Here is a 15160-nt window from a genome sequence, read left to right as displayed (position 1 = left end):
CACTGCGCTATACCCATAAGAAAATTGCGTGATATGATGGGTGCGCCTGGTTCCCGACCTGTGTGAGGACTCCCATGCCGCTCTACTCCTACCGCTGCACCGCCTGCGACCACGACTTCGAAGCGTTGGTGCGCTCGTCGGACACGCCCGTCTGCTCCTCCTGCGGATCGGCGGCGCTGGAGCGGAAGGTGGCGCGCATCGCGCCGGACACCAAGGCCGACAAGTTCCTCAAGACCGCCCGCGGTGCCGCCGCTGCGGAGGGCCATTTCAGCAACTACAGCAAGGCGGAACGCTCGCGCATTTAGCGCGGCGCTCACGTCCCGTCCGGAATCCCGTACTTGCGCAGCTTGTTCGCGATCATCGTGTGCGAGGTGTGGAGCCGGGCGGCCAGCTTGCGGCTGGACGGGTAGCGCGGGTAGAGGCGGCGGAGCAGGCTGCGCTCGAACGCCGCCGCCGCCTCGTCCCAGCTGGACGGCTCGGCGGGATCGCCACCGGTTTCTGCGTCCATCCGCGCCCCGGCCAGTTCCAGGTCGGCGGCGTCGAGATAGGCGCCGTCGCTCATCGTCACGGCGCGGAAGATGACGTTCTCCAACTGGCGGACGTTGCCCGGCCAGGGGTTGGCGAGCAGCGCGGCGCTGGCCGCAACGGTCAGCCGGCAGGGCGGCCGGCGCGCCTGGGCGCAGGCACGGGCGATGAAGTGTCGGGCGAGCAGAAGGATGTCGTCGCCGCGCTCGCGCAGCGCCGGGACCTGGAGCGACAGCACGTTCAGCCGGTAGAACAGGTCCTCGCGGAAGCTGTGCTCGGCGACCATGGCGTCGAGGTCGCGGTGGGTGGCGCTGACCACGCGCACGTCCACCGTCTGCTCGCGGTCGCCGCCGACGCGGCGGAAGCGCCCGTCGTTCAGGAAGCGCAGCAGCTTGGCCTGGAGGTAGGGCGACATCTCCCCGATCTCGTCGAGGAAGACGGTGCCGCCGTGGGCGAGTTCCAGCAGGCCGGGCTTGCCGCCGCGCTGTGCTCCGGTGAAGGAGCCGGGGGCGTAGCCGAACAACTCGCTCTCTGCCAGACTCTCCGGAACGGCGGCGCAGTTCAGCGCCAGGAAGGGCTTGTCGCGGCGCGGGCTGGCGCGGTGGCAGGCGTGGGCGATCAGCTCCTTGCCGGTGCCCGTCTCGCCCAGGATCAGCAGAGGGGCGTCCACCGCCGCGACCCGCGCCGCCCGTGCCTTCAGCGAGCGGATCGGGGCGGATTCGCCGAGGATGCGGTCGAAGCCGCCCTCGTCGAAGTTTTGTAAGGCGTTCAGCCGTTCGCCCAGCCGGCTCGGCGCGAACAGGGTGACCACCCCGCCGGCGGCGCGCCCGTCCTCCACGATGGGCGTGGCGTCCAGCAGGAAGGGCTGGCCGTTCAGCGTGACCTCCTGCCCGGCGGCGAGGCGGAAGCCGTGGTCCACCAGCAGGTCGGACAGCTCCGCATCGCCGAACAGCCGCCCGAAATCGGCGCCGGTCAGGGCGGCCTCGCTGCGCCCGGCGACCGTCGCGGCGGCGGCGTTGGCCACCACGATGCGGCAGGCGCGGTCCACCGCCAGAACCGGGTCGGGCAGGGCGGCCAAAAGGGCGTCCAGATGCAGCCGCCGCCGCGTGCCGGGCAGGATGTCGATCGGAGTGACGGACTCCACCCCCAGCACGGCGCGCAGCGCGGCGTCGAGCGCGCCGAAGCCCGGCACGTCCAGTTCCGGCGCGTCGATGTGGATGTGCGGCGGGTCCACTTCCACCGCCACGACGTTCAGGCGCCGCTTGGCGAGCACGGCCAGGATCTCATGGGCGATGCCGACCCGGTCGGCGAACAGGACGTCGATGCGCATGGCTCTCCCCGGTGGAGGGGGGAGTGTACCACGATGGGCGCGTCCGTAAATATATGTATACACCGTAACGATTTTTGTACGGTGATGGCAAATCTCTGTTCTGGCTCTGTTTATCAGAGGAGAGGGAAGCGCTTTCCAGCCGCCGTGTAACGATTCATGTACAGCCTCGTCGGGCGCCCAATCGTCCGCTCCAGCGTTTCCGCGGGTTCCGGCACTTGGCATCGCGTTTGCGAATGGGATGCGAACAAATCCGTGATCTCGGGAGCCTTCACATGCGCGTCATCGTCCTCGGCAGCGGCGTCATCGGCGTTTCCACCGCCTATTTCCTGGCGAAGGCCGGACACGAGGTCACGGTGGTGGACCGGCAGCCCGGCCCGGCGCTGGAGACCAGCTACGCCAACGCGGGCGAGGTGTCGCCGGGCTACTCCGCCCCCTGGGCGGCGCCGGGCCTGATGGCGAAGGCGGTGAAGTGGATGCTGATGAAGCATTCCCCGCTGGTGATCCGGCCGAAGCTGGACCCGGCCATGTGGTCCTGGTGCCTGAAGCTGCTGGCCAATGCCAACGAGCGTTCCTACGAGATCAACAAGGGCCGCATGGTCCGGCTGGCCGAATACAGCCGCGACTGCCTGCGGGCCCTGCGCGACGAGACCGGCATCCGCTACGACGAGCGCGCCAAGGGCACGCTCCAGGTCTTCCGCACCCAAAAGCAGGTGGACGCCGCCGCCACCGACATGGCCGTGCTGGACCGCTTCAATGTGCCCTACAGCCTGCTGGACGTCGAGGGCTGCGCGGCGGTCGAGCCGGCGCTGCGGCTGGTCAAGGAGAAGATCGTCGGCGGCCTGCTGCTGCCCGGCGACGAGACGGGCGACTGCTTCCGCTTCACCAACGCGTTGGCCGCGATGGCGACGGAGCTGGGGGTGGAGTTCCGCTACAACACCGGCATCCGCAAGCTGGAGAACGACGGGCGCCGCGTCACCGGCGTGGTCACCGACGCCGGCACGCTGACCGCCGATTCTTACGTCGTCGCGATGGGCAGCTACTCCCCGATGCTGGTGAAGCCGTTCGGGCTGGACCTGCCGGTCTATCCGGTGAAGGGCTATTCGCTGACGCTGCCCATCGTCGACCCGGCGGGTGCTCCGGAGTCCACGGTGATGGACGAGACGCACAAGATCGCGGTGACCCGCCTGGGCGACCGCATCCGCGTTGGTGGCACGGCGGAGCTGACCGGCTTCGACCTGACGCTGCGTCCGGGCCGCCGCGGCCCGCTCGACCATGTGGTGAGTGATCTCTTCCCGACGGGCGGCGACCTGTCGAAGGCGGAGTTCTGGACCGGCCTGCGGCCCAACACGCCGGACGGCACCCCGATCGTCGGACCGACCCCGGTGCGCAACCTGTTCCTCAACACCGGCCACGGCACGCTGGGCTGGACGATGGCCGCCGGCTCGGGCCGGGTGGTCGCCGACGTGGTCGGCGGGCGTCGGACGGAGATCGACATGGACGGGCTGACCGTCGCCCGCTACGGCCGTTCCGCTGCTGCGGCCAACCGCCCGACGGTTGGCGGCGTGGCCCGCCCGACGGCCTGACGGGCCTATTCCCGACGCGCCTGGGCCCCTTGGTTCAGGCGCGCGGTGTTGAATTCTTTCATGCGCGCTGCATCGAACGAGCCGAGCGCCTTCACCTGATCCGGCGTCGCCTGCAATGTGACGGAGGTCAGGCCCGGCTCCAGCGCTGCCGCTTTCCAGGCGACGGCGTAGGGGCCTTCGCCCTCCGGTTCGGGCGTCACCACGACGGCTTTGAGAGCGCCGTTGCGGTCGAACACCAGATCCTCGACCGTGCCGAAGAAGCCAGCCTCCGTCGCTCCGCCTTCTGTGTTGGCCGGCTGGCCGAGCAGGGCGGAGACGCGCCAGTCACCGGGACGGCTGGCCGCCTGCTGCTGGCGGCGGATCAGATCCAGCGTGTCGGGGCCGGTGACAGCGTGTCGGGGCCGGTGACCGGATAGGCCAGGACACCGTCCACCGATCCGGGCATGAGCTGGTGCCAGGGCACGGTGAAGCGCGCCTCGCCGACGTCGAGCATGCCGCTGGCCTCGATCACCGCGCTTTCCAGCCGTCCGTCCGGGCCGACGACGAGATCCACCACCTGCCCAAGCTCCTCGCCGAGCAGCCCCTCGACGTCCGTCCCGACGATCACGCCGGCCCGCCAGCCCTGGTAGAGCCGGGGATAGGATGCTTCCGCGGTCCGCACCGTTTCGGCGGACTGGGAAGGTTGTCCCTGGGCAGGTTGAGGAACGCCCAGAGTCAGGGACGTGGCGATGGCGAACGCGGCGAGGATGCCCGCCGAAGTGCCGCTGTAACGCATGGGTCTGTGCTCCCGATTGTGACGCGCGGTCCGTCAAAGGGAACATGGGGGGGGCGCGGCGGTTCCGGAGGGAACTCCCCAGAGGTACGCCGGTTGCTGACCGGACAGGCCAACCGAGGAGGTGATCCCATGGCAGGAAAACTGGAGAAGAAAACTGTCGCCGTTCTGGCGACCGACGGCTTCGAACAGGTCGAACTGACCGAGCCGGTGAAGGCGCTGCGCAACGAAGGCGCCGAGGTACGGATCGTGGCGCCCCAGGGCGGCCAGATCCAGGGCTGGAACCACCACGACAAGGCCGACCGGGTGGATGTGGACGTCACGCTCGATCAGGCGGACCCCGGCACCTTCGACGCTCTGGTTCTGCCGGGCGGCGTCATCAACCCCGACGCGCTGCGCCTGGAGCCCAAAGCCATCGATTTCGTGCGCAGCTTCGTCCAATCGGGTAAGCCCATCGCCGCGATTTGTCACGGTCCCTGGACGCTGATCGACGCGGGCGGCGCCAAGGGCAAGCGCATGACCTCCTGGCCATCGTTGAAAGCCGATCTCGGCAACGCCGGGGCGAACTGGGAAGACAGCGAGGTCGTCACCGACCAGGGTCTGGTGACCTCGCGCAAGCCGGACGATCTGCCGGCCTTCTGCCGCAAGATGGTGGAGGAGTTCGCCGAAGGCCGCCACGGCTCCCACCGCAGCGCGGCGGAGTGAAAATGCACCGTCCCCTCCCCCTGTGCTGGGAGAGGGGACAAACTCTCTAAACGGACGCCAGCGGCGACAGGCCGTTCTGGATCGCCCACACCGCGGCTTGCGTGCGGTTCTGGGCGTTGATCTTCCGCATCACGTTCTTGAAATGCATCTTCACGGTCGATTCCGTGATGTGCAGGTTGCGCGCGATGGCTTTGTTCGACTGCCCGGCGAGAAGGCAGCGCAGGATCTGAACCTCGCGCTTCGACAGTTCGTTGCTGGCGGGCTGGGCGCGCTCCGGCTGCGGGCGCTCGCTGTTGGCGTTGGCGATCAGCAGACTGGCAACGTGGGTCGGATAGACCACCTCGCCCAGCATGACCAGTTGCAGGGCGCGCAGCAGGGACTCGCTCGACATCGACTTGTTCAGATAGGCGTCGGCGCCCGCCTTCAGCGACAGCGACAGCGTGCGGTCGGCGATGGCGTCGGCCAGCACGGCGATGCGGGCGCTGGTGGCGGCGCGCAGGCGCTTCACCCCGCCGGCTTCGTCGTTCGTCGCCTCGCCCAGGGCCACCACGATCAGGTCGGGCTGCACACCCTGCGCGATGGCCGCCTCGGCATCCTCCACCGTCGCGGCGTGGTGGCAGACGCGGAACGGGCCGCCGCTGATGAGCGTTCCCAGCGCCGCCGAAAACAGCCGATCATGGTCCACGAGCATGACGTTCCAGGTTCTCATCGAAACTCCTCCGTGACGCCACCCGTGACGAGCAGCGCACAACGCCAATCGTTGTCCGTTTTCGCCTGGGAAAAGGGAAAAAAGCCGTCTTTATTGTATCGAAAAAGCGTGCTTTACGCTGGTTGTCCCGATGATTTATACGGATGGTCAGGGAGCGGCGCAAGATGCTTGGAAGAAGCTCGATACGAATGAATCATAAATGGCTTCAAAACGATAGAAATTCGCATAGCGCTGCTTCCGCAAAGTCCAAAAGAGGTACCTTTATACTTTTCCGCTGGACAGAAAGCCGAGCTGGATTGGGGCGCTTTTGTTTTCCAAGTCGGCTTTCGGCGGCTTGATGGGGTAGCAAAGCAATGGAAGTTCAGCTGCAGACGCGCGGCAAGGAGCGGTCGGTGGCCGGCAGGGCGCAAACGTTTTTGGTGGTGGACGATCACCCCCTGGTGCGGCACGGCTTCGCCCTCTCGGTGGGGGAGATCCACCCGGACGCGCAGGTGCTGGAGGCTGGTTCGCTGGACGAGGCGATGGCCATCGCCGACCGCACGCCGGATCTGACGCTGGTCCTGTTCGACCTCAACCTGGGCGACCGCAGCGGGCGCGACGGTGTGCGCCGCATGGTCGAGGTGCTGGGACGCCGCCCGCTTCTGGTCATCTCCGGGTCAGACGAGGTGGCGGACATCGTCGACAGCGTGCGGCTGGGGGCCAGGGGTTACATCCTGAAGACCAGTTCCACCGCGGTGCTGGAACACGCGATCTCCCTGGCTCTGACCGGGGAGACCTTCCTGCCGTTGCCGCGCGCCGTCCTGTCCGGCAACGTCGCGGCGGAGGTCGCGCGTCCTTCGGGCCAAATCCTCGATCGGCTGACCGACCGGCAGCGCGACGTGTTCCAGCTTCTGCTGGCCGGCCATTCGAACAAGGAGATCGCGCGGGAGCTGGGCGTGCTGGAAGGCACCGTGAAGGTCCATGTGCGGGCCATCATGCAGAAGCTGGGCGTGCGCAACCGCACCCAGGTCGCCGTCGTGGCCGCCCGCAGCGGATGCTTCCCCGAAGACGTCTGACGCCTTCCGAAGAAGCCGTTTATCCATCCGAACCATGCCTTTATGGCTAGACGGCCGGCCCGCCATTGCGGCCTGCGGAGACTTTCCGGCACTATGACGGAAACGCCCGACAGGAGGGACAATGACGGGCTCTGTGCGTTTCGTGCTCGGCGGACGGGTGGTGGAGGTGCGGGACGCCGATCCCACCACCACGGTGCTGAACTGGCTGCGCGCCAACGGGCGCCCCGGTTCCAAGGAGGGCTGCGCCGAGGGGGATTGCGGCGCCTGCACGGTGGTGCTGGGCGATCTCGCCGTGGATGGGCAGGTTCGTTACCGCGCCGTCAACGCCTGCATCCTCTTCCTGCCGATGATCGACGGCAAGCTGCTGCTGACCGTCGAGGATCTGGCCGGCGAGGACGGGCAACTGCACCCCGTCCAGGCGGCGATGGTGGACAAGCACGCCTCGCAATGCGGTTTCTGCACCCCCGGTTTCGTGATGGCGCTGTTCGCGCTCCACCACGACCGGCGGGTCGCGTCCGGCGGCCTGACCGATGGGGCGATCCACGACGCGTTGGCCGGCAACCTGTGCCGCTGCACCGGCTACCGCCCGATCCTCGACGCCGCCCGGGCCATGGCGGCGCAGCGGACCGACGACCGCTTCGATCGGGCGGAGGAGGGCATCGCCACCCTGCTGCGCTCCATCCAGCACGATGGGTCCCTGACCGTGACCCACGGCGCCGCCAGCTTCCACGCGCCGCGGAGCGTCGATGAACTGGCGGCCCTGTTCGCCGCGCATCCGAACGCCACGCTGGTGGCCGGGGCGACCGACGTTGGGCTGTGGGTGACCAAGCAGGGGCGCAGCCTGCCCACGCTGATCCATCTCGCCCAGGTGCGGCAGCTTCACCGGATCGGCGAGGGGGCCGATGCGCTGGAGATCGGGGCGGCGGTGACCTACACCGACCTGCTGCCGGTTCTGGAGCGCCGCCTGCCCGAATTGGCCGCTCTGGTCACCCGCATCGGCGCGGCGCAAGTGCGCAATTCCGGCACGCTGGGCGGCAACGTCGCCAACGGCTCGCCCATCGGGGACAGCATGCCGGCGCTGCTGGCCCTGGGCGCCTCGCTGGTGCTGAACCGGGGCGGGGTGCGGCGTGAGCTGCCGCTCGACCGCTTCTACCACGGCTACCGCAAGAGCGACCTGAAGCCGGGTGAGTTCGTCGAGCGCATCCGCATCCCCCTGCCGCGCGACGGCCAGCGCTTCGCCACCTGGAAGGTGTCCAAGCGGCGGGACCAGGACATCTCCGCCGTCTGCGCCGCCTTCCTGCTGACGCCGGACGGGGAGGGGCGGGTGGCCGAGCTGCGCGCCGGCTACGGCGGCATGGCGGCGACCCCGGCCCGCGCCCCGGCGCTGGAGGCGGCGGTGGCCGGGCAGCCCTGGACGGCGGACGCCGTGGCGGCGGCCCTGCCGGCGCTCGACCGCGACTTCCGCCCGATGACCGACATGCGGGCCAGCGACCGCTACCGGGCGCTGGTGGCGAAGAACCTGCTGATGCGCTTCCTTCTTCACACGACCGGGGCCGAACGGCCCTCCCTGGAGGCCGTGCATGGCTGACGGCGGCACCATCCAACCGATCCGCGGCGGCGTCCACCGGGGCATCGAGCATGAAAGCGCCCGCAAGCATGTGATGGGCGCCGCGGCCTACACCGACGACATTCCGGAGCTGCCCGGCACGCTGCACGTCGCGGTGCGGCTGTCGGAGCGGGCGCACGCGCGCATCCTGGGCATGGACCTGTCGCGGGCGAAGCAGGCGCCGGGGGTGCACGCGGTCCTCACCTACGCCGACGTTCCGGGAGACGGCGATATTGGCACCATCCAGCGCGGCGACCCCATCCTGGCCGACGAGCTGGTGACCTATGCCGGGCAGGCGGTGGTCGCCGTGGCGGCGGAGACGCTGTTGCAGGCCCGCGCGGCGGCGCGGTTGATCGAGGTCTATTACGAGGACCTGCCGGCGGTGCTGACCGCCGAGGCGGCGCTGGAGAAGGGCAGCTTCGTCTCGCCGCCGCTGACCTTCCGGCGCGGCGACGCGGCGGCGGAGGTCGCCGGGGCGCCACACCGGCTGACCGACACGCTGGAGGTCGGTGGGCAGGACCATTTCTATCTTGAAGGCCACATTGCCTACGCCATCCCCAAGGAGGATGGCGACCTGCTGGTCCATTCCTCGACCCAGCACCCGTCGGAGGTCCAGCACGCCGTCGCCCAGGTGCTGGGGCGGCCGATGCACGGCATCGCCGTGGAATGCCGGCGCATGGGCGGTGGCTTCGGCGGCAAGGAAAGCCAGCCGGCGCAGATCGCCGCCATCGCCGGCCTGCTGGCGAACGCGACGAAGCGTCCCGTAAAGTTCCGTCTGGATCGCGACGACGACATGCTGATGACCGGCAAGCGCCACGACTTCTTCGTGCGCTATGACGTCGGCTTCGATGGAGACGGGCGCATCCTGGGTCTGGAGATGGACCTCGCCGGGCGCTGCGGCGTGTCGCTGGACCTGTCCAACGGTGTGGTCGATCGCGCCATGTTCCACGCCGACAACGCCTATTACCTGCCGGCGGCGCGGGTGACCGGCCATCGCTGCAAGACCAACACGGTGTCCAACACCGCCTTCCGTGGCTTCGGCGGGCCGCAGGGCGTCATCGCCATCGAGCATGTGGTGGACGAGATCGCCCGCGCTCTCGGCAAGGACCCGCTCGACGTGCGCCGTGCGAACCTCTATGGCGGGCCGGGCCGCGACACCACCCATTACGGGATGCCGGTGGAGGAGCCGGAGATCCTGGCCGAGTTGATGGACCGGATCGAGCGGGACGGCGACTACCGCCGCCGGCGGGAGGAGATCGACGCCTTCAACGCCCGCAGCCCGGTGCTGAAGAAGGGGCTGGCGGTGACCCCGGTGAAGTTCGGCATCTCCTTCACCGTCAAGCACCTGAACCAGGCGGCGGCGCTGGTCCATGTCTACACCGACGGCTCCATCCAGGTGAACCACGGCGGGACCGAGATGGGGCAGGGCATCCACACCAAGATGGCCCAGATCGCCGCTCAGGAGTTCCAGATCGACGTGGAGCGGGTGCGGGTCACCGCCAGCGCCACCGATAAGGTGCCGAACGCGCCGCCCACCGCGGCGTCGGCCGGCACCGACCTGAACGGCATGGCGGTGCGCATCGCCGTGGGGACCATCCGCGACCGGCTGGTGGCGTTTCTCGCCCAGCACTGCCACACCACGCCGGACAAGGTCGAGTTCCGCGACAACGCCGTCTTCGCCGGCAACCACGCCATGACCTTCGCGGAGGTGGCGAAGCTCGCCTATCTGAACCGGGTATCGCTGTCCTCCACCGGCCATTACGCCACGCCGAAGATCTGGTGGGACCGCGAGAAGTGCGAGGGACGGCCCTTCTTCTACTTCTCCTGCGGCGTCGCGGTGACGGAGGCGCTGATCGACACGCTGACCGGGGAGTACAGCTTTCCCCGCGCCGATGTCCTGCACGACTGTTCCGGCAGCATCAACCCGGCCATCGACCTGGGGCAGGTGGAGGGCGCCTTCGTCCAGGGGCTGGGCTGGGTCACGTCGGAGGAGCTGTGGTGGGACGGCGAGGGACGCTTGCGCACCCACGCGCCCAGCACCTACAAGATCCCGACCTCGCGCTCGCTGCCGGAGGATTTCCGGGTGGCGCTCTACACCGACCGCCCCAACCGGGAGGACACGGTGTTCCGCTCCAAGGCGATCGGGGAGCCGCCGTTGATGCTCGGCATCTCGGCGTGGCTGGCGCTGAAGGACGCCGTCGCGGCGGTGGGCGGCCACCGGCTGCCGGTGCGCCTCGATGCGCCCGCGACGCCGGAGCGCGTGCTGCTGGCGGTCGAGGATGTGAAGGCCCAGGATTTGAAGGCAAGGATGGGTTCCGCTGGTGGCTGACGCGTTGATGAAGAAGGTCGCCGTCCACGGCGCGGCGACGGTGCGGTTCGAGCATCGCCATGGAGCCACGCGCCTCGCTACGCTCTACCACCACGACCCGCTGCGGGTGCTGCTGCCCGACCCGCGGGCGGGGGACCTGCCCATCGCGGTGCTGGTCACCACCTCGGGCGGGCTGGTCGGTGGCGACCGGCTGGACGTTGCCCTGTCGGCGGGGCCGGGGGCGGCGGCGCTGGTGACGACGCAGGCGGCCGAAAAGGTCTACCGCTCCGCCGGGCCGGACTGTCGCATCGACACCCGCGTGACCGTGGAGGCCGGCGGCTGGCTGGAATGGATGCCGCAGGAGGCCATCGTCTTCGAGGGCTCCCGCCTGCGCCGCCTGACCCGGCTGGAGCTGGAGGGCGACGCCCGCCTGATCGCCGGGGAGATGCTGGTCTTCGGGCGCGCCGCCTTCGGCGAGACGGTCACCCGCGGCCTCGTCCGCGACGCCTGGGAGGTGGTGCGCGACGGCCGCCTCGCCTGGGCCGACGCCCTGCACATGGACGGCGACCTCGCCGAGACGCTGGCCCACCCGGCGGGCTTCGGCGGAGCCGGGGCCTGCGCCACGCTGCTCCACGCCGCACCCGACGCCGCGACCCGGCTGGAGGCGCTGCGCGCGGCGGCGGAGGGGCTGGAGGGCGTGCGGGTCGGCGCCACCGCTTTCGACGGGCTGCTGGTCGTCCGCATCCTGGGCGGCGAGGCGCGGTCGGTGCGTGGCGCCTACGCGGCGCTGTGGTCGCATCTGCGCTCCGCGGCGGCGGGCCTGCCGGTCAGATTGCCGCGGTTGTGGGAGGTCTGAGCCCTCTTGTCAAAGGGGGATTGCCGGCGTAGCTCCGGTCCCATGCGCTTCACCATTGTCACCTACGGGTCCCAGGGCGACATCCGTCCTTACGTCGCTCTTGGGAAGGGCTTGCGGGCCGCCGGACACTCCGTCGCCTTTCCCGCCGACCGCGAGTTCCGCGACCTGATCGAGCGGCATGGCCTGGACTACAGCCCGCTGTCCGGCGACCTGCGCGCGGTGACGGGCAGCCGGGAGGCGGACGGGCTGTTCCGCGATGGCATCAACCCCGTCAAGATGATGCGGGCGCTGCTGCGCCTCGGCCAGGACCATGCCCTGGACTGGACGCGGGAATATTGGGAGGCGGCGCGGGGAAGCGACGCGATCATCGCCTCCGGCCTCGCCTTCTACGCGGGCGTGGCGGTGGCGGAGAAGCTGGGCGTTCCGGTCGTCGGGACGGCGTTGCAGCCGATGGCGCCGACGCGCGCCTTCCCGCCGCCGATGATGCCGCCCCGGCGCTTTCCCGGCGTCGTGAACTACGCCCTGCATCTGGCGATGATGCAGCTCGTCTGGCAGACCTTTCGGGCGCCGACCAACCGGGCGCGGCGCGCGGTGTTGAGGCTGAAGCCCTCATTCATCGGGCCGGGGCCGTTGCTGATGACGGCGAAATGGCCGATGCCCTACGCCTTCTCGACCCATGCGCTGCCGCGGCCGGACGACTGGCCGGACTTCATCCGGGCGACCGGGTTCTGGTTCCTGGACGAGGCCGACGCCTACACGCCGCCGCCCGACCTCGTGGCCTTTCTCGAAGGCGGACCGCCGCCGGTCTATGTCGGGTTCGGCAGCATGGCCGGGTTCGATCCCGCCGAGACGACGCGGCTGGTCGTCGCGGCTCTGAACGGGCGGCGCGCCGTGCTCTCCGCCGGGTGGGGCGGGATCGACCGGTCGGCCCTGCCGGAGACGGTCCATGGCCTGGAGTCGGCGCCGCACGACTGGTTGTTTCCGCGCGTGTCCGCCGTCGTCCATCACGGTGGCGCCGGCACCACGGCGGCAGGCCTGCGCGCCGGCGTGCCGGCGGTGGTGGTCCCCTTCATGGGCGATCAGCCGTTCTGGGGTGCCCGGCTCCACGATCTCGGCGTCGCGCCACCGCCGCTTCCCCGCCGGACGCTGACCGCTGAGGGGCTTGCCCGTGCCATCGAGGCGACCGGCGATCCGGGCCTGCGCGGCCAGGCCGCGGCGCTCGGCGCCCGCATCCGGGCCGAGGACGGCGTTGGAAACGCGGTGCGATTCATCGAAGAGGGATTGGCGCACCGCAGCAACGTGGCATAATCCCGCCAACCCAATGGGAAGGCGGAGAGACAGCCCCATGAACCTGACACCGCGCGAGAAGGACAAGCTTCTCGTGGCCATGGCCGCCATGGTGGCGCGCCGCCGGCTGGAGCGTGGCGTGAAGCTGAACCATCCCGAGGCGGTGGCCCTCATCACCGATTATGTGGTGGAGGGCGCACGCGACGGACGCACCGTGGCCGAGCTGATGCGCGACGGCGCGACGGTGATCACCCGCGATCAGGTGATGGACGGCATCCCGGAGATGATCCACGAGATCCAGGTCGAGGCCACCTTCCCCGACGGCACCAAGCTCGTCACCGTCCATCAGCCGATTCGCTAAGGGAAGTCCCGATGAAACCCGGTGAAATCATCCCCGCCGCGGGCGAGATCGAACTCAACGCCGGCCGCGACACGGTTGAGCTGGACGTCGCCAACGCCGGCGACCGCCCGATCCAGGTCGGCTCGCACTATCACTTCGCCGAGACCAACGAGGCGCTGACCTTCGACCGCGAAAAAGCGCGCGGCTTCCGGCTGGACATCCCCGCCGGGACGGCGGTGCGCTTCGAGCCGGGGCAGACCCGCCGCGTGCGGCTGGTCGCCTACGCCGGCAACCGCGTGGTCATCGGCTTCAACGGCAAGGTCAACGGCAGCCTGTAAAGGGCGCCAGCGGAGGGCATCAGACAATGGCGCATCGCATCGACCGGGCCGAATACGCGGCTCTCTACGGCCCCACCGTGGGCGACCGTGTCCGGCTGGCCGACACCGACCTGATCGTGGAGGTCGAGAAGGACCACACCGTCTATGGCGAGGAGGTCAAGTTCGGCGGCGGCAAGGTGATCCGCGACGGCATGGGGCAGGCCCAGACCTCGCGCCAGGGCGGCGCGGTGGACACCGTCATCACCAACGCGCTGATCATCGACCACTGGGGCATCGTCAAGGCCGACATCGGCATCATCGGCGGGCGCATCGCCGGCATCGGCAAGGCCGGCAACCCGGACGTCCAGCCGGGCGTGACCATCGTCGTCGGGCCGGGGACCGAGGTCATCGCGGGCGAGGGCAAGATCGTCACCGCCGGGGGCATCGACGCCCACATCCACTTCATCTGCCCGCAACAGGTGGACGAGGCGCTGAACAGCGGCGTCACCACCATGCTGGGCGGCGGCACCGGCCCGGCGGCGGGCACGTCGGCCACCACCTGCACGCCGGGGCCGTGGCACATGGCCCGCATGCTCCAGGCGGCGGAAGGGTTGCCGATCAACCTGGGCTTCTTCGGCAAGGGCAACGCCAGCCGTCCCGACGCGCTCTTGGAGCAGATCGCCGCCGGCGCCTGCGGCATGAAGCTGCACGAGGACTGGGGCACCACCCCGGCGGCCATCGACACCTGCCTGACGGTGGCGGAGGAGACGGACATCCAGGTGGCCATCCACACCGACACGCTGAACGAGTCGGGCTTCGTGGAGAACACCATCGCCGCCTTCAAGGGCCGCAACATCCACGCCTTCCACACCGAAGGGGCGGGCGGCGGCCACGCGCCGGACATCATCAAGGTGGCGGGCCTGCCCAACGTGCTGCCCAGCTCCACCAACCCGACGCGGCCCTTCACGGTGAACACGGTGGACGAGCATCTCGACATGCTCATGGTCTGCCATCACCTGTCGCCCCGCATCCCCGAGGACGTGGCCTTCGCCGAAAGCCGCATCCGGCGCGAGACCATCGCGGCGGAGGACATCCTGCACGACCTCGGCGTCTTCTCGATGCTGAGTTCGGATAGCCAAGCCATGGGCCGGGTCGGCGAGGTGATCATCCGCACCTGGCAGACCGCGCATAAGATGAAGGTTCAGCGCGGGCGTCTGGCCGAGGAGACGGGCGAGAACGACAACTTCCGCGTCAAGCGCTACGTCGCCAAATACACGATCAACCCGGCCCTGTCGCACGGCATCGCCCATGTCGTGGGATCGGTCGAGGTGGGCAAGCTGGCCGATCTGGTCGTCTGGTCGCCGGCCTTCTTCGGCGTGAAGCCGGACATGGTGCTGAAGGCCGGGACCATCGCGGCGGCGCTGATGGGCGACCCCAACGCCTCCATCCCGACGCCGCAGCCGGTGCATTACCGCCCGATGTTCGGCGCCTACGGCCGCGCGATGCAGGCCAGTTCCCTGACCTTCGTCAGCAAGCTGTCGCTGGAGAACGAGGCGCTGCGCTCGCTCGGCCTGCGGCGCGAACTGGTCGCGGTGACGGGGGTGCGGGCCATCGGCAAGAAGCAGATGATCCACAACGATTCCACACCCCACATCGAGGTCGATCCGGAAACCTACGAGGTGCGCGCCGACGGCCAGCTCCTGACCTGCGAGCCGGCGGACGTGCTGCCCATGGCGCAGCGGTACTTCCTGTTCTGAGTGTGGGGTG

Annotated in this window: 15 protein-coding genes; 11 read left to right on the top strand and 4 right to left on the bottom strand. The window is 69.4% G+C overall.

The window, feature by feature from the left end:
- Positions 1-74: 74 nt before the first annotated feature.
- A complete protein-coding gene (locus tag H1Q64_RS12055) occupies positions 75-305 on the top strand; it encodes an FmdB family zinc ribbon protein (RefSeq protein ID WP_237903676.1) in 231 nt (76 codons plus the stop codon).
- An 8-nt stretch (positions 306-313) separates the two neighbouring features.
- Here H1Q64_RS12055 and H1Q64_RS12050 read toward each other — a convergent pair whose 3' ends face one another.
- Positions 314-1855, bottom strand: coding sequence for a sigma 54-interacting transcriptional regulator (locus tag H1Q64_RS12050; protein ID WP_237903675.1), 1542 nt, complete (start codon positions 1853-1855; stop codon positions 314-316).
- A 233-nt stretch (positions 1856-2088) separates the two neighbouring features.
- Between H1Q64_RS12050 and H1Q64_RS12045 the strand changes: the two genes are divergently transcribed.
- Positions 2089-3438 (top strand): D-amino acid dehydrogenase, encoded by a 1350-nt coding sequence (locus H1Q64_RS12045; RefSeq protein ID WP_330874495.1) that lies wholly within the window; start codon positions 2089-2091, stop codon positions 3436-3438.
- 5 nt (positions 3439-3443) lie between these two features.
- Here the strand turns inward: H1Q64_RS12045 and H1Q64_RS12040 are convergent, their stop codons facing one another.
- Positions 3444-3674: a hypothetical protein gene (locus H1Q64_RS12040; protein ID WP_237903673.1), complete on the bottom strand. Its 231-nt coding sequence runs from the start codon at positions 3672-3674 to the stop codon at positions 3444-3446.
- 125 nt (positions 3675-3799) lie between these two features.
- Positions 3800-4213, bottom strand: coding sequence for a PRC-barrel domain-containing protein (locus H1Q64_RS12035; RefSeq protein ID WP_237903672.1), 414 nt, complete (start codon positions 4211-4213; stop codon positions 3800-3802).
- Positions 4214-4342: 129 nt separating this feature from the next.
- Here H1Q64_RS12035 and H1Q64_RS12030 point away from each other — a divergent pair, with 129 nt between their 5' ends.
- Positions 4343-4915 (top strand): type 1 glutamine amidotransferase domain-containing protein, encoded by a 573-nt coding sequence (locus tag H1Q64_RS12030; protein ID WP_149165758.1) that lies wholly within the window; start codon positions 4343-4345, stop codon positions 4913-4915.
- Positions 4916-4961: 46 nt separating this feature from the next.
- On the opposite strand, the gene H1Q64_RS12025 is transcribed toward H1Q64_RS12030, so the two are convergent.
- Entirely contained in the window at positions 4962-5624 is a 663-nt protein-coding gene (locus H1Q64_RS12025) for a LuxR C-terminal-related transcriptional regulator (RefSeq protein ID WP_237903671.1), read from the bottom strand.
- A gap of 353 nt (positions 5625-5977) precedes the next feature.
- Here H1Q64_RS12025 and H1Q64_RS12020 point away from each other — a divergent pair, with 353 nt between their 5' ends.
- The 8 genes from H1Q64_RS12020 (at position 5978) to ureC (ending at position 15150) form a co-directional block, all read left to right on the top strand.
- The gene (locus tag H1Q64_RS12020; protein ID WP_237903670.1) at positions 5978-6679 is read left to right on the top strand and encodes a LuxR C-terminal-related transcriptional regulator; all 702 of its coding nucleotides are present in this window, start codon (positions 5978-5980) and stop codon (positions 6677-6679) included.
- A 121-nt stretch (positions 6680-6800) separates the two neighbouring features.
- The gene (gene xdhA, locus H1Q64_RS12015) at positions 6801-8267 is read left to right on the top strand and encodes a xanthine dehydrogenase small subunit (protein ID WP_237903669.1); all 1467 of its coding nucleotides are present in this window, start codon (positions 6801-6803) and stop codon (positions 8265-8267) included.
- Positions 8260-10614 (top strand): xanthine dehydrogenase molybdopterin binding subunit, encoded by a 2355-nt coding sequence (gene xdhB / locus H1Q64_RS12010; RefSeq protein ID WP_237903668.1) that lies wholly within the window; start codon positions 8260-8262, stop codon positions 10612-10614. Before xdhA ends, xdhB begins: the two co-directional genes overlap by 8 nt.
- Positions 10607-11449, top strand: coding sequence for an urease accessory protein UreD (locus H1Q64_RS12005; protein WP_237903667.1), 843 nt, complete (start codon positions 10607-10609; stop codon positions 11447-11449). The genes xdhB and H1Q64_RS12005 overlap by 8 nt, the downstream gene beginning before the upstream one ends.
- Before the next feature lie 42 nt (positions 11450-11491).
- Positions 11492-12757, top strand: a complete 1266-nt coding sequence (locus H1Q64_RS12000; RefSeq protein WP_237903666.1) for a glycosyltransferase — start codon at positions 11492-11494, stop codon at positions 12755-12757.
- Positions 12758-12794: 37 nt separating this feature from the next.
- Positions 12795-13097: an urease subunit gamma gene (locus H1Q64_RS11995; RefSeq protein ID WP_014240308.1), complete on the top strand. Its 303-nt coding sequence runs from the start codon at positions 12795-12797 to the stop codon at positions 13095-13097.
- Between the two features lie 11 nt (positions 13098-13108).
- On the top strand, positions 13109-13414 hold the full coding sequence (locus tag H1Q64_RS11990; RefSeq protein ID WP_237903665.1) for an urease subunit beta: 306 nt from the start codon (positions 13109-13111) through the stop codon (positions 13412-13414).
- A gap of 26 nt (positions 13415-13440) precedes the next feature.
- A complete protein-coding gene (ureC, locus tag H1Q64_RS11985; RefSeq protein WP_094306278.1) occupies positions 13441-15150 on the top strand; it encodes an urease subunit alpha in 1710 nt (569 codons plus the stop codon).
- The last annotated feature ends 10 nt before the right edge of the window (positions 15151-15160 follow it).

Source organism: Azospirillum brasilense, from assembly GCF_022023855.1.
Lineage (GTDB): Bacteria > Pseudomonadota > Alphaproteobacteria > Azospirillales > Azospirillaceae > Azospirillum > Azospirillum brasilense_F.
This window is presented reverse-complemented; position numbering and strand designations above follow the sequence as displayed.